We start from the raw sequence: 14665 nt of genomic DNA, 5'->3' as shown, positions 1-14665 counted from the left end.
TTAGTCCTGACGGCTGGTCACTTCCAGCAGGTGGTAGCCGAACTGGGTCTTCACCGGACCCTGGACGACATTCAGCGGCGCGCTGAAGACCACGGTGTCGAACTCGCGAACCATCTGGCCCGGGCCGAACGAACCCAGGTCGCCGCCCTGACGGCTGGACGGGCAGGTGGAGTGGGCCTTGGCGACTTCGGCGAAGTCGGCGCCGCCTTCGATCTGCGCTTTGAGTTCGTTGCACTTGTCTTCGGTGGCAACCAGGATGTGGCGGGCGGTGGCACGGGCCATGGGTACTGCTCCTTGGGATCGAAAAGGCAAGCCTAGCGCACTTGTTCGTGCCGTGTCTCGCAAGGCTTGCCATAGAGGCCTACAGGCGAGCGGCGGCCTCGCGCAGCAGGGCCTCGGTCGGCTCCCAGCCCAGGCAGCCGTCGGTGATCGACACGCCGTACTTCAGCGCGCCCTTGCCCAGGGCCTGGCAGCCATCGAACAGGTGCCCTTCGAGCATCACCCCGACCAGCGAACGGTCGCCGGCCAGGCGCTGGGCAAGCACATCCTCGAACACCGCCGGCTGGCGAGCCGGGTCCTTGCCGCTGTTGGCGTGGCTGCAGTCGACCATGATCCGTGGCGCCAGCCCGGCCTTGGCCAGGCCCTGGCGGGCCAGGGCGACGCTCTGGGCGTCGTAGTTCGGGCCCTGGTGCCCGCCGCGCAGCACCAGGTGGGTGTCGGGGTTGCCCAGGGTCTCGATGATCGCCGGGTGGCCTTGGACGTCCATGCCGAAGTGACGGTGCGGGTGGGCGGCGCTGCGCATGGCGTCGCAGGCGATGCCGATACCGCCGTCGGTGCCGTTCTTGAAGCCGACCGGCAGCTCGAGGCCGCTGACCATCTCGCGGTGGATCTGCGACTCGGTGGTGCGCGCGCCGATGGCGGCCCAGCCTAGCAGGTCGTCGAAGTAGCCGGCGGCCATCGGCTGCAGCAGCTCGGTGGCGATCGGCAGGCCGCGTTCGAGCATGCCCAGCATCAGGCCGCGGGACAGGGCGATGCCCGCGTGCATGTCGTCGCTGCCATCAAGGTGCGGATCGTAGGCCAGGCCTTTCCAGCCCACGGTGGTGCGCGGTTTCTCCACGTAGGCGCGCATCACCAGCAGCAGCTTGTCGTCGACGTCACGGCTGAGTGCGGCCAGGCGGTCGGCGTATTCGAGGGCCGAGCGCGGGTCATGGATCGAGCAGGGGCCGACCACCACCAGCAGACGTGCGTCGCGGCCTTCGAGGATGGCGCGGATTGCCTGGCGGTGAGCGTGGACTTGCTGGGTGAGTTCGCAGGATAGCGGCATCTGCTGCTTGAGCAGGTGCGGGCTGGGCAGGCGCTGGCTGACGGTGGTGTTGGCAGCGTGCGGTTGGGTCAGGGGCAGGGCGAGGTTCGAGGCTTGCATGGCGTTTTTTCCCTGGGCGGACGGCGGGTTCTGGCCCGCGTCGTCGGCCCTATCGAGGTGTTCGACTGATCGTCAAATGGGGTGTCTGTGGGGCATTGCCACCGGAAATCGACCGAACGGAGGCGGCAGGCTGGCCCGAACGGAACTGGCTAAATCGCCATGCATAGGTGCGGTAGTAGGTGGTGTAGTTCATGTCGCTGTCCTCAAGGTAATCGGTATGTTTCTTGGGTCCGGAAAAGCAAAACCCCCGGTCGGGGAGCCGACCGGGGGTTTGAGTATTCTCATGTTCGGCGGCCCCTCGAAGGTGGGCGCCGGATGGGTCATCGGCGCCTAGTGGCTAAACCAATACCCAAAATAAAAGCTGGCAACGGCGTTACGACCGGCAACGGCCAGCACGCGGTGCGCGGAGCGACCGGTGTGGTTGGCGTGGTTGCGGGATTGTTTCGACATGTTGCTCTCCAGTGATTGGGACCGAGCTTACTGCACCTTTGCGTTGGCGTTCAATCACTAAATGCTATTGGGGTCATTGTGTTCCTGTACTGGCCTTATCGCCGGCAAGCTGGCTGCCACGGGAATGTGCTGGCAAAGGCCTGCGTAGCAGCCCCTGATCCGGGGCATACCACTGGGTGATTTTCCCCGAATCGCATCGTCATAATTCATAACCTATTGAAAAATAGCAGTTAATTGGCTGGCATGGCCCTTGCTCACCTTTGTGCATATTCCTGTGTTTCCGGAGGTGCCCCATGTCGACCCCTCGCAAAGGCCCGGTCCTGTCCACCTTCCTGCTGGCCCTGCTGGGCTGGCAGGTCCCCGGCGAGGCCGCGGTGCAGTGCCAGCGCACGCTGGTGGCCAACGTGGTGGCGCTGGATCAGCCACTGATGTTCAACCGCCTCGGCGCGCAGAACGCCAACGGCATGATGTACGCCCTGCGCCAGGATGTGGTGGACGAGCATCAGGTGCCCTTGAGCAAGGGCGGCGCCGCGGTACCGGGCAAGGTCACCCTGCGCCCGGACAAGCGCCCGCGGCCGATCGTGCTTCGGGTGGCCGCCGGTGACTGCCTGACGGTCAACCTGACCAACCTGCTGGCCTACCAGGCCAACCCCAACAAGCACGGTATCGACCACGACGAAACCGAAGTCGAAGGCGAGGAGGAAGAGGGCGCCGAGGTCGAGAACGAAGGCGGCGAACACTTCGTTGCCGACGAGCAGGTCACCGACCGCCATGTCGGCTTCCAGGTCAACGGCCTGCAGGCGGTCAACAGCATCGGCGACATCGCCGCCAACACCGGGCGCAACGGCAACTTCCTGGTCGCTCCGGGCGGCACCCGCAGCTACACCCTGTACGCCGAGCGCGAGGGGGCGTTCGCCGTCACCAGCCAGGGCGCCACCTTCGGCGGCCAAGGCGGTGCCGGCAACGTCGCCAACGGCCTGTTCGGCCAGGTGGTGGTGGTGCCCAAGGCCGGGCGTACCTATCGCAATACCCTGACTGAAGAAGAGATGCGCCTGGCCACCACGGGGCGCACGGCCACCGGGCAGCCGGTGATCGACTACCAGGCCCGCTACCCCAACCTCGAGCCGTGGATCGCCGAGGGCAAGGCCGGCAAGCCGATCATCGCCATGCTCGACGGCAACGAGATCCTCAGCAGCGAGACCGACGCCATCGTCATGGGCCCCAACCCCGACGGCAGCTTCCCGGCCAGCACCTATCCACTGGAAAGCGTCGGCAAGCGCAACCCGGCGTTGCCCAACCGGCTGGAGGCGTTCCGCGACTTCGCCTCGCAGTTCGCCGACGAGGTGGCCGCGACCCAGGCCTTCCCCGCCTACTGGGCGGACCCGGTCATGGGCCATGTGCTCGAGCCGACCCGCGACTCCTTCATGATCAACTACGGCTCAGGCGGGATGGGCGCCGAGGTGGTGGCCAACCGCCTCGGCGTGGGGCCGATGCACGACTGCCTGTCGTGCGCCTACGAGGAATTCTTCCTCAGCGCCCATACCGTCGGCGATGTCGGGACGTTGGTGGATATCCCGGCCAATGTTGGGCTGGAGCACATCCGTCCTGGCGAAACGCCGCCGGCCAGCGCCACCGGGGTCAAGGCAACCATGGCCCTGTACCCGGCCGAGCCTGCCAACGTGCACCACAGCTACATTGGTGACTTCACCAAGTTCCGCAACACCCATAACGGCCACGAGCAGCACATCTTCCACTTGCACGGACACCAGTGGCTGTTCAATCCCAACGACGACAATTCCGACTACATCGACGCCCAGGGCATTGGCCCTGGCGTGGGCTACACCTACGAGATCGCCAACGGCGGTTCGGGCAACCGCAACCGTGTGGCGGGCGATGCCATCTATCACTGCCATTTCTATCCGCACTTCGCCCAGGGCATGTGGGCCATGTGGCGGGTGCACGATGTGTTCGAGCCGGGTACCCGCCTGGAGGTCAGTGGCGAGGGCGCCAACGGCTTCCACAGCACGCCGTTCGCCTTGCGCAATGGCAAGCCGGCCCAGGGCGCCCGTGCGCTGCCGGACGGCGAGATCATCGCCGGCACGCCTATCCCGGCCATCGTGCCGTTGCCGGGCAAGGCCATGGCGCCGATGCCGGGCAAGGTCACCGTGGTGCCCAAGCTGTCCGAGACCCTGGTCGCCGGGCATGAAGATGACGATGAAGAGGAGGAGGGCGATGATCATCCGGGTCAACCGCCCATCCCGCGCGCCGTCGGTTCCCTGGCCCTGGTCGACCGCAGCGAGACCAATCGCAACGCCGACGGCAGCCTGAAGAACCCAGGCTACCCATTCTGGATTGGCGGCATGGAAAGCAGCGTCGGCCAGCGCCCGCCGACCCCGCCGCTGGACATGCTCGACCCGGCCCTGGCCCGCCAGCTCAAGGAAAGCGGCAAGGCGCTGTGGGCCAACCTCGACCCCAACCAGGTCGACGGCTGGGACGGCGGCCTGGGGCGGCACACCCTCGACGGTGTGTCTGCCGGTGGCGATGCCGTGACCACCACCACCAAGCTGGATTTCTCCAAGGTGGTGCACAAGGCCAAGCCGATCTACCTGCCCGAGGAGGGCACCGAGGTCGAGCAGGCTGCCATGCAGTTCCACGCCAAGGCCGAACATCCAAGCTTTGCCCTGATCCCCGGCGGCGCGCCGGTGGCCAAGGCCTTTCGCACCAACGGCGCCTTGCCCACGGCGGGCGCGCCGTTCTACGAGCCGTGCATGGACGACCGCGGCAAGCGCCTGACCCAGTCCTCGGGCGTCGGCGAGTTCTTCAGCGGTGAAAACCTCACCGGCATGAGTTTCCGCGGTTCGTCCACGTTCACCGCTGACCGCCCGCGCATCTACAAGGCGGCCAACATCCAGTTCGACGCGGTGTACAACAAGGTTGGCTACCACTTCCCGCAGGCGCGCATCCTCGCCCTGTGGGAAGACGCCTGGCCGGTGATCACCAAGCAGCGCCCGCCGGAGCCGCTGGTGATGCGCATGAACACCTTCGACTGCACCCAGTACGTGCATACCAACCTGATCCCGTCGTTCTATGAGATGGACGACTACCAGGTGCGCACGCCGACCGACGTGATCGGCCAGCATATCCACCTGCCCAAATGGGACCTGACCGCCGCCGACGGCTCTGCCAACGGCTGGAACTACGAGGACGGTATCCTCTCGCCCGGCAGCGTGGTCGAGCGTGTGCATGCCATCCGCAGCTTCAACAACTGCACCGAGGGCGACACCCGCGACGGTACCGCTGCCTGCCCGAAAGCCAAGCAGCATCCGTATTTCGGGCGCTTCGGCCGGGCCGATTGGCTCGGCGCGCGCAGCGCCATGCAACGCTGGTTCGCCGACCCGCTGGTGAACGTGTACAACGTCGATCGTGGCCTGGGCACCATCTTCACCCATGACCACCTCGGCCCATCGACCCACCAACAACTGGGGCTGTATGCAACCGTGCTGGCCGAGCCCGCCGGTTCCACCTGGTACCACGCCGAGACCGGCGAGCAGCTGTACAACCCGGCCACCCGCCAGGACGGCGGCCCGACTTCGTGGCAGGCGGTCATCCAGACCGGTGACCACGACGGCGATGGTAAAAACGACAGCTATCGCGAGTTCTTCCTCGAGTACAGCGACTTCCAGCACGCCTACGAGGCTGGCGTGTATGTCGGCGCAGGCCCCAACGGCATACCTGACGGCCAGGCCTATCCGGCCACCGCCGACAGCTTCCGCTACGCCATCAACCCGCCCGTGCGGCAGAAAGCCTCGACGCTGCTCGAGTCGGTGGTCGAATCCCGTGGCGGGTTGAGCCCAGGTTGCCCGACCCGGCCATGCCCGCAGGCGATCTCGGTGGATGACCCGGGCATGTTCGTCGTCAACTACCGCAACGAGCCCCTGGCCCTGCGCGTGTTCGACCCCAACAAGGTCGGCCCCGACGGCAAGCGCGGCATGCAGGCCGACGGCCTGGGCGGTGACCTGGCCTACGCCATGCAGAGCCGCACCGACCGCGCCATCCCGGCAATGAACCTGGCGCCTTCGGCGATCACCCAGGCCACCGGCCCCACCGGCGGCACCACGTTGTTCCCGCCCCATATCAACAAGGGCACCGAACCGGGCGACCCGTTCACGCCGCTGCTGCGTACCTACTCCGGCGACAACGTACGCCTGCGCATGCATGCCGGCGGCCATGAGGAGGAGCACAACGTCACCCTGCACGGCGTGAAGTGGCTGCAGAACGGCTCGGGCTTCGGCAACAGCTCCAACTCAGGATGGAAGTCCTCGCAGATGATCGGCATCTCCGAGCAGATGGGCTTCATGGCGCCGGTGTCGATGATCTCCAGCTCCGCCGCCACCAATGGCGATTACCTGTACTCCATGGACGCGGCTCTGGAAGGCTACTGGAACGGCATCTGGGGCATCATGCGCAACTACACCGCCCAGCGCGCCGACCTGTTCACCCTGCCGAACAACCCTCAACCGGTGGCCATGCGCAACACTGTCAACTTCGACGGAATCTGCCCGAAAACCACGGCCAACGCCAATGGCATCGGCACCCGGCCGACGGTCAAGCGCAGCTACGAGATCGTCGCGGCCCTGGCCAACGACATCCTCGAGAACCGCCATGGGGTCAGCATCAGCGACCCGGCCGGTATTGGCCAGCACGTGGGCGGGGCGCTCAAGGCCAATGGCGGCACCCTGGTGTTCAACAGTCGCAAGGTCGATATCCCGCTGGCCACGGTCACCGACGAAGAGGACGGCGCGACTTTCACCGTCGGTGGCCACAGCTCGCCATTGCACGACCCGACTGCCGTGCTCTATGTGCGCAAGGCCGACCTCGATACCAGCACCGGCAAGCTCAAGGCCGGCGTGCCGGTCGAGCCCCTGGTGCTGCGGGCCAATGCCGGTGACTGCATCAGCATCACCCTGGAGAACCGTCTGCCGCTGATGATGCCGGACCTGCCCAGCACCGCGGTGATGCAGAACGTGGTCAAGCGCGATCGGGCCGGCGGCGAGGGCTCAACGGCGTTCAACAACAACCTGATGCGCCCGTCCAGCCACGTCGGCCTGCATGCGCAGCTGCTGGCCTACGACATTACCAAGTCGGATGGTGTCAACGTTGGTCTCAACCCGGTACAGACCGTGCCGCCGCGCGTCGGCAGTAGCGGCGCCTACCCGAGCCGGGTGTACCAGTACTACGCCGGGCACCTGGAGCGCGAAGGCAAGCCGGTACTGCAACTGGGCCGCACGGTGGACAACATCAACACCACGGCCATCGAGTTCGGTGGCCTCAACCTGACCCCGGCGGATGTCATCAAGCAGCCGCAGAAGGGCCTGGTGGGCGCAATGAGCGTGTTGCCGCAGAGCGCGACCTGGACCGAGGACAACGCCAGCCGCGCCCAGGCCACGGTGAAGGTCAGCGGCCAGCCCGACTACCGCGACTTCGTCACCGTGTGGCAGCGCTCGCTGAACATGCGCTGGTCCGATGGCCGGCCGGTGGAGGGCATCGCCACCGAGGGCAATGGCGTACCGGGTGATCCGAAGGACAACGGCAACATGGCGATGAACTACAAGAGCGAGCCGCTGTGGCTGCGCTTCGGCCTGGCGCCGGACGCACCGTTCGGCCATGCCGACGGCTTCGGCTTCGCCGACGTGCCCAACGCCCACATGGCCTACAGCAACGCCCTGGTCGGCGGTGATCCGCAGACCCCGGTGCTCTGGGCCAAGCCGGGCCAGCCTGCGCGCAGCCATGTGCTGATGCCCAGCGGCGGCAGCCGCGGCATTACCTACCAGCTCGACGGGCACCTGTGGCCGCTGCACAACTACCAGGCCGAGAAGAACGATGTGAACGGCTACCCCATGGGCCTGCCGGGCATCGGCTCGGTGCGCTACGGCTACAACCCGATGGCGATGTACGTGGGCGCCCAGGAGAGCGTGCTGCCGGCGGCGCACTTCAGCTTCATGCTGCCCAGCGCAGGCGGCGCCAACGCGGTGCCGGGGGATTATCTGTTCCGCGACTATGCCGCGTACGGCAATGCCTCGGGTCTGTGGGGCATCCTGCGGGTGACCAACGAGGCGCCGCCGGCCACGGCGCCGGCGCAGTAAAAGGGGGCTGGTAGCCTGGCTTGGGAGTGGGGGAGGCCACCAGCTGTTTGGCGACAAGGATGCAGCGCCTATGAGATCGAGCGCCGCCCGCACGGCGCGTTGCCAGCTTGCCGGCGACGCGCCGTGCGGGCGGCGCTCGATTTCATAGGCGCTACAAGGCGTTCGTCTTACACGCATCGCGCATTGAGCCTGAAGGGGGGCGCAAAGCGCCCCCGTGTTTGGGGCAGCCTCCCCAATACTCTCCGCTTGTTTCTCCAAAACCCTGATTTAAAACAATTTTACTGATGGCATAGCGCTTGCTTCCACCCTCCACAGAACCCTTGAGCCCCGTGGAGGTGCAGCATGGTCATCCCGCTCGAAGGCGCTGCCCCGTGCGCGCCCATACACGCCAACGGAGTACGGACATGAACCGCAAGCTACGCCCAGCCTACCTGGGCCTGCTGCTGGGCACCGCGCTGATCGGCCTCGGCGTGGCCTACGAAAAGCTCTGGTGCGACCCCCGCGAACTGCTGCAGGAGGCCGCCGATCCCCAGGCCCTGCACACCCTCAGCCGCGACGGCGTGACCGTGGAGTTCGAGGCGCGCCCCTTAAGCGGCGGCGAACTGCGCGAGGGCGACTTTGCCAATATCCGTTTCAAGGTCAGCGATCAGAGCAGTGGCCAGCCGCTGTCGGGCATGGCTCCCGGCGCCTGGCTCGACCCCGCGCAGTCGGCACCGGTGGGCGACCGCGACAGCAGCTGCAAGGCGCGGGTGGCGCTGTTCCTCAAGAGCAGCATCGGCGCGCGTCCTTTGCTCGATCTGAACAGCTACTTCCTGTTGGTGCTGAACAAGGACGCCAGTCTTACCGTGATCGACCCGACCGTGTCGGTAGGCGGGGTCACCAGCACCCTGGCGCGCATCGACCTGCCGGGACGGCCCATGGACTGGGTGGCCACGGGCGATGACAAGCAGGTGTTCGTGTCCATGCCCGAACGCAACCAGGTGGCGCTGATCGACACCGAGACCTTCACCCGCGTGGCCACCCTGGAGGCCGGCGAGCAGCCGCTGCGGGTGGCGCTGCAACCCGACCAGCGCCTGCTGTGGGTGGGCAACAACAGTCAGGACCCGGCCAAGGGCGGGGTGACGGTGATCGACGTCCCCAGCCGCGCCATGCTCAAGTCGTTTGTCACCGGCTCTGGCCACCACGAGATCGCCTTCAGCGCCGATTCGCGCTTCGCCTTCGTCAGCAATCGCGACGGCGGCACCCTGAGTGTCATCGACACCGCGCAGATGCGCCTGGTGAAGACGCTTGAGGTCGGTCTGCATCCGCTATCGGTGGCTTACTCGCCCTTGTCACAGGCGGTGTACGTGGTCGATGGCCAGGAGGGCACGGTGCGGGTGATCGACGCGCGCAGCCTCAGCCTGCGCCACACGGTCCAGGCCGAGCGGGGCCTGGGGCCGATGCGTTTCAGCCACGATGGCCGCTACGGCGTGGTGCTAAACACCCTGGAGAACCAGGCGCTGGTGATCGACGCCAGCACCGACCAGCTGATCCACCGCATCCCGGTGGCCGCCGAGCCCTACCAGCTGACCTTTACCAAGGCCTACGCCTACGTGCGCGGCCTGGCCTCGCCGAAGGTGAGCATGATCAACCTGGCAAGCCTGGGGCAGGGGCGCACCCCGATCGTCCAGGGCTTCGAGGCCGGCCCGGCGGCGCCGCGCCAGGCCGGTGATCTGCCGCTGGCCCAGGGCGTGAGCATCTCCCGCGACGACAACTCGGTGTTCGTGGTCAACCCGGTGGACAACACCACCTACTTCTACGCCGAGGGCATGAACGCGCCGATGTCGGGCTACAACAACCGCGGCCACCAGGCCCGCGCCGCGTTGGTCATCGACCGTAGCCTGCGCGAGGTGGCCCCGGGGGTATATGGCTCGACGGTCAAGCTGCCGGCGGCCGGCACCTTCGACGTGGCGTTCCTGCTCAACCAGCCGCAGATCATCCACTGCTTCAGCACCGAGGTCGCGGCGCTGCCGCAGTCGAGCCTGCGTAAGCGGGCCCATGCCGAATTCATCGGCACCGCCCGGCCGTTGCGCCAGCACGCGCCCTACATGGCCCAAGTGCGCATCCTCGGTGAGGACGGCAAGCCGCGCCAGGGGCTTGAAGACCTGAGCCTGCGCTACTTCCTGGCGCCTTCGTCGCTGCCGCGCAATGTAGCGCTGGTCGAGGTGGGCGAGGGGCTCTATCAGGCGCCGCTGGAACTGGCCACGGCTGGCGCCTGGTACCTGCATGTGCAGTCGCCCACCCTCGGGCGCAGCTTCGCAGAAGACAACTACACCAGCCTGCGCGTCCTGCCGGCCGCAACGGCACCAACCGCTTCCCAAGGGGAACCCAGGAGTGTGCGATGAACCGTCCGCAGGGTGGAAAACTGTTTGGCCTGAGCCTGCTGCTGGCCAGCAACCTGGCCTTGGCGCATGCCGGCCACGACCATGGCGGCCAGCCCGAAGCCCCACCGGCCGCCCACCAGGAAAAGGCCAGTGTGCGCTTCGCCGACGTGGCGCTGCTGGATCAGGACGGCATGCCGATACGCCTGGAGAAGGATCTGGTGGGGGATCACCTGGTGGTCATGGGCTTCATCTACACCAGTTGCACCACGGTGTGCCCGGTGGTCTCGTCGATCATGAGCAAGGTCCAGCAGCAGCTGGGCGGGCGGGTGGGCGAGGAGATCCGCCTGGTGTCGATCAGCGTCGATCCGCAGCGCGATGATTCGAAACGCCTGGCCGGGTATGCCCGGGCGTTCCAGCACGGGCCGGGGTGGAGCTGGCTGACCGGCTCGCCCTATGCCATCAGCGAGACGCTCAAGGGGCTGGGCAGCTTCAGCGCCAACCTCAGCGAGCACCCGCCGCTGATCCTGGTCGGTGACGGGCGCAGCGGGCACTGGACGCGTTACTACGGCTTCACCGACCCCAACGTGCTGATCGGCGAGATCAACCGCCTGAGCGCACGCCGGGTGCACGCCAAAAGCACAGCCATTGCCGGGCAGGAGGCACAGCCATGAGCGCGCAGACTTCTCGCCACGCCGGCATGCGCAGCCTCGACTGGCTGGTGCTTGGTGGCTGCCTGTGGATCCTCGCCTCGGTCGCGTTCGCCCACGAAGGCCACGCGCCGGCACCGCAACCCGCGCCGCAGCCGATGGTCAGCGGCAGCGGCACCCGCGATGCGCAGGCCTGGTTCACCGACACCGTGCTCAAGGACCAGGACGGCCGCGAGCTGCGCTTTTACAGCGATGTGCTCAAGGACAAGGTGGTGATGCTCAACGTGATCTTCACCCACTGCAACGACGCCTGCCCGCTGATCACCCGCAAGTTGCGCGAGGTGCGCGAGGCCATGGGGCCGGAGCTTGCGGCGCAGGTGACCTTCGTCTCGGTGAGCAGCGATCCTTTGAACGACACGCCCGAGGTGCTCAAGGCGTTTGCCCGCAAGCAAGGGGTGGACGGGCCGAACTGGCTGTTCCTGACCGGCGACAAGGCCAGCGTCGACCTGGTGCTCGGGCGCCTGGGGCAGTTCCTGCCCAGCCCCGAGCAGCATTCGACGCAGTTGATCGCCGGCGACGTGGCAGGCAAGCGCTGGAGCAAGATCCGCCCGGACGCGCCACCGGCGGCGATTGCCCAGCGCATGCAGCTGCTGGCTCAGCCGCTGGCGGGGCGGTGAGCGCATGAACAGGCGCACCGTCGCTCCCACGTTGGTCATGCTCATGATGGGGTGGTGCCTGTGCGGGGCGGTGCAACTGAGCGAACAGGAACTCGCCGGCAAGCGCCTCTATCGCGAAGGCGTCTCCAGCAGCGACGCCCAGTTGCTGGCCCGGGTGGGGCCGGGGGACATGAGCGTGCCGGCCAGCGTGCTGCCGTGTGCCAGTTGCCACGGCAACGACGGGCGCGGCCGCAGTGAGGGCGGGGTGCGCCCGCCGAGCCTGGACTGGCAGCGCCTGGCCCTCGGCACGGGCGATCGCGAGGCCAACAACCGACGCTATCCGGCCTATACCGAAGTCAGCCTGGCGCGGGTCGTGCGCAGTGGGGTCGATCCTGCCGGCAATCGGCTGGACCCGGCCATGCCGCGCTTCGAGCTGAGCCTGGCCGACCAGCGCAACCTGGCGGCCTACCTCAAGCGCTTGGGCGAAGACCGCGATCCGGGCGTGGAGGAGAGCACCTTGCGCTTGGGTACCTTGCTCCCCGAACAGGGCCCGCTGGCCGAGACCGGACGGACGGTGAGGGCGGTGCTGGAGGATGGCGTCGCACAGCTGAACCAGGCGGGGGGCATCCATGGCCGCCGCTTGCAGCTGATTGCGCTGGACCCGGGACCGGATTCGGCCAGTACCGCGCAGGCGCTGGACCAGTTGATCCAGCGTGAGCGGGTTTTCGCCCTGATTGCGCCCGTGGCACCGCAGCTCGACAGTCGCCAGCTGGAACAGGCGGGCCTGCCGCTGATCGGCGCCACGCCGCGCAGTGGCGGCAGCGCTCAGGTATTCGACCCTTTACCGGGCGTACCCGAGCAATTGCTCAGCGTGGCCCTGCATGCCCGCGATAGTCTTGGCCTGGCCCGCGATGCCGTGCAACTGGTCTATGCCGGCGAAGACCAGGTCGAGGCGGCGCAGGTCGTACAGCAGCGTTTGCGCCAGTTGGGCTTTACCGGCGTATCCGCGCAAGCGTTCACGGGCCAGGCGCTGGCGGGCGAGGGCATCGTCTTCCTGGGGCGCGCCCAGGGGTTTGCCGAGCTGGCCGCCAGTCTGCAGGCCGGCGGGCGCAAACCCTACCTGCTTGCCGCGTCGAGCCAGGTGGCCGGTGCCGTGCCGGGGCTGGCACCGGCTTGGTCGCGGCGGGTGCTGCTGGCCTATCCGTTCGTGCCCGGCGACTGGACCGCTCGTGGCCGGGAGACCCTGGCCGGCGTGCAGCAGCGCCAGGGGCTGGAGCCACGTCAGGCGTCATTGCAGGTCAGCACGCTGTGCGCCTGGCAGTTGCTGGTCGAAGCGCTGAAACAGGTGGGACGCGACGCCAGCCGCGAACAACTGCTCGGCGCCCTGGAACAGTTGCATGACGTCGACACCGGCCTGACACCGCTGCTGGGCTTCGGCCCCGGACGTCGCCAGGGCATGGCCGGCGCCCATGTGGTGGCGGTGAGCCTGCCGGGGCCGAGCTTTGCCGAGGTGGCGCCGTACCGTCCGGTACCGGACACACCATGACCCTTTCAGGAGTGGATCACCATGCGCGTACTGATTGCCTGCCTGCTGTCATTGCTTGCCCTGGCAAGCCACGCCGACACGCCAGTGGCGCGGGTCAATGGCGTGGATATCGGCGTGCTGCGCCTGGAGCACTACTTCAGCGAATACCTCCAGGCCCAGGGGCGGGCGGTGGCGAGCATCCGCAACCCCAACCTGTACCAGCGTCTGCGCGAGCAGGCCCTGGATGAGCTGATCGACAAGGAGCTGCTGTGGCAGGAGGCCCAGCGCCAGGGTATCGAGGTCAGTGACGCGCAGGTGACGGCGCGGGTCGGCGAGGTGGAGGCGGCCTTCGGCAGCCCGGCGGTGTTCGAGCGGCGGCTGGAGGAGGCGGGCTTCGATCGGCGCAGCTTCGCTGACTACACTCGACAGGAGATGGCCGCCCAGCAGGTCTACGCCCGTTTGACGGCGGTGGCGTCGCCCAGCGAAGCCGAGGTTGCGGCCTTCCATCAGGCCAATGGGCAAAGACTGCAAGGTATGCAGAACCAAAGTGATAATACTTCTGTCTCATCTGAACACGGCCTGCGCCTGGCCAGGGATGCGCTTGTCGCGCAATTGCAGGCCCAGGCGCGGCAAGCAGTGCGCCAACGTTTGCGTGATTCCGCTACAGTGGAGCGCGCCGACTGAAGGGACGCCAAGGCGATTCCCCATTGTTGGGGAATGCCCCAAAGGCAAAGTGCCATCAGCTTCCCCGGTTGTGGGGGAAGGTCTGCCGGCACGACCTGAAATGGATTGAAAGCTACAACGATATCAATGACTTGAAAGCGGTGCGCAATGACTTTTCATGCCTGGCACGAAGCCTGCTCAAGCCTCTACAAGGCCGCACTTCGCAGACCGGGGAACCGGGCAGTTCATGGGAGTGGACCTTGGTGAACAGAGTATTGGTAGTCGATGACGAACAGACCCTTGCGCAGAACCTGCAAGCGTATCTGCAGGCGCAAGGCCTGGAGGTCCATCTCGCCCACGACGGTACTGCGGGTATCGAACTGGCCGAGCAACTGGCACCGGACGTGATCGTGCTGGATTACCGCTTGCCCGACATGGAGGGGTTTCAGGTCCTGGAGACCGTGCGCAGGAACAGGTCGTGTCATTTCGTGCTGATCACCGCCCACCCGACCGCCGAGGTCCGTGAGCGCGCCGCCGAGCTGGGTGTGACCCATGTCCTGTTCAAGCCGTTCCCGCTGATGGAACTGGCCCGCGCCGTCTTCGACCTGATGGGCATCGAGCGCCAGCGCAGGAGCACCGACCAGCCGGCCGCGGGGTTCGTCGAACGACGCCAGAACAGGAACGAATCGTTCCCCTTGCAGTTGTACGATGGCAGCTGGGTGCTGGCCGACCGCCGACGCAACGGCGCCAAGCCAGGCGAACCTGACGACGAACAACTGCTCACCGGGGAATAGC

9 protein-coding genes are annotated in these 14665 nt (G+C 66.8%); 7 read left to right on the top strand and 2 right to left on the bottom strand.

Annotated features, from left to right (window positions below; translation table 11 throughout):
- On the bottom strand, positions 1 to 282 hold the full coding sequence (locus tag AC25M7_RS11450; RefSeq protein WP_028688954.1) for a peptidylprolyl isomerase: 282 nt from the start codon (positions 280 to 282) through the stop codon (positions 1 to 3).
- Between the two features lie 79 nt (positions 283 to 361).
- On the bottom strand, positions 362 to 1423 hold the full coding sequence (locus AC25M7_RS11445; RefSeq protein ID WP_247282924.1) for a 3-deoxy-7-phosphoheptulonate synthase: 1062 nt from the start codon (positions 1421 to 1423) through the stop codon (positions 362 to 364).
- A gap of 743 nt (positions 1424 to 2166) precedes the next feature.
- Between AC25M7_RS11445 and mnxG the strand changes: the two genes are divergently transcribed.
- The 7 genes from mnxG (at position 2167) to AC25M7_RS11410 (ending at position 14664) form a co-directional block, all read left to right on the top strand.
- A complete protein-coding gene (gene mnxG, locus AC25M7_RS11440) occupies positions 2167 to 8016 on the top strand; it encodes a manganese-oxidizing multicopper oxidase MnxG (protein WP_486971069.1) in 5850 nt (1949 codons plus the stop codon).
- 404 nt (positions 8017 to 8420) lie between these two features.
- Positions 8421 to 10400 carry a cytochrome D1 domain-containing protein gene (locus tag AC25M7_RS11435; protein WP_486971068.1) on the top strand — a complete coding sequence of 660 codons (1980 nt, stop codon included), beginning with the start codon at positions 8421 to 8423 and terminating at the stop codon, positions 10398 to 10400.
- A complete protein-coding gene (locus AC25M7_RS11430) occupies positions 10397 to 11050 on the top strand; it encodes an SCO family protein (RefSeq protein ID WP_062363173.1) in 654 nt (217 codons plus the stop codon). The genes AC25M7_RS11435 and AC25M7_RS11430 overlap by 4 nt, the downstream gene beginning before the upstream one ends.
- Positions 11047 to 11703 carry an SCO family protein gene (locus tag AC25M7_RS11425; protein ID WP_186599784.1) on the top strand — a complete coding sequence of 219 codons (657 nt, stop codon included), beginning with the start codon at positions 11047 to 11049 and terminating at the stop codon, positions 11701 to 11703. Before AC25M7_RS11430 ends, AC25M7_RS11425 begins: the two co-directional genes overlap by 4 nt.
- A 37-nt stretch (positions 11704 to 11740) precedes the next feature.
- Positions 11741 to 13228: a cytochrome c/ABC transporter substrate-binding protein gene (locus tag AC25M7_RS11420; protein WP_243431495.1), complete on the top strand. Its 1488-nt coding sequence runs from the start codon at positions 11741 to 11743 to the stop codon at positions 13226 to 13228.
- Positions 13229 to 13249: 21 nt separating this feature from the next.
- Positions 13250 to 13891 carry a SurA N-terminal domain-containing protein gene (locus tag AC25M7_RS11415; protein ID WP_028688947.1) on the top strand — a complete coding sequence of 214 codons (642 nt, stop codon included), beginning with the start codon at positions 13250 to 13252 and terminating at the stop codon, positions 13889 to 13891.
- A 239-nt stretch (positions 13892 to 14130) separates the two neighbouring features.
- Positions 14131 to 14664 carry a response regulator gene (locus AC25M7_RS11410; RefSeq protein WP_028688946.1) on the top strand — a complete coding sequence of 178 codons (534 nt, stop codon included), beginning with the start codon at positions 14131 to 14133 and terminating at the stop codon, positions 14662 to 14664.
- Position 14665: the final 1 nt, after the last annotated feature.

The sequence above is a fragment of the Pseudomonas sp. P106(2024) genome (assembly GCF_057480815.1).
This window is presented reverse-complemented; position numbering and strand designations above follow the sequence as displayed.

Bases quoted from the DNA above. Each gene is read 5' to 3' on its own strand.
- AC25M7_RS11450 (WP_028688954.1), bottom strand. From the start codon at position 282: ATGGCCCGTGCCACCGCCCGCCACATCCTGGTTGCCACCGAAGACAAG.
- AC25M7_RS11445 (WP_247282924.1), bottom strand. From the start codon at position 1,423: ATGCAAGCCTCGAACCTCGCCCTGCCCCTGACCCAACCGCACGCTGCC.
- mnxG (WP_486971069.1), top strand. From the start codon at position 2,167: ATGTCGACCCCTCGCAAAGGCCCGGTCCTGTCCACCTTCCTGCTGGCC.
- AC25M7_RS11435 (WP_486971068.1), top strand. From the start codon at position 8,421: ATGAACCGCAAGCTACGCCCAGCCTACCTGGGCCTGCTGCTGGGCACC.
- AC25M7_RS11430 (WP_062363173.1), top strand. From the start codon at position 10,397: ATGAACCGTCCGCAGGGTGGAAAACTGTTTGGCCTGAGCCTGCTGCTG.
- AC25M7_RS11425 (WP_186599784.1), top strand. From the start codon at position 11,047: ATGAGCGCGCAGACTTCTCGCCACGCCGGCATGCGCAGCCTCGACTGG.
- AC25M7_RS11420 (WP_243431495.1), top strand. From the start codon at position 11,741: ATGCTCATGATGGGGTGGTGCCTGTGCGGGGCGGTGCAACTGAGCGAA.
- AC25M7_RS11415 (WP_028688947.1), top strand. From the start codon at position 13,250: ATGCGCGTACTGATTGCCTGCCTGCTGTCATTGCTTGCCCTGGCAAGC.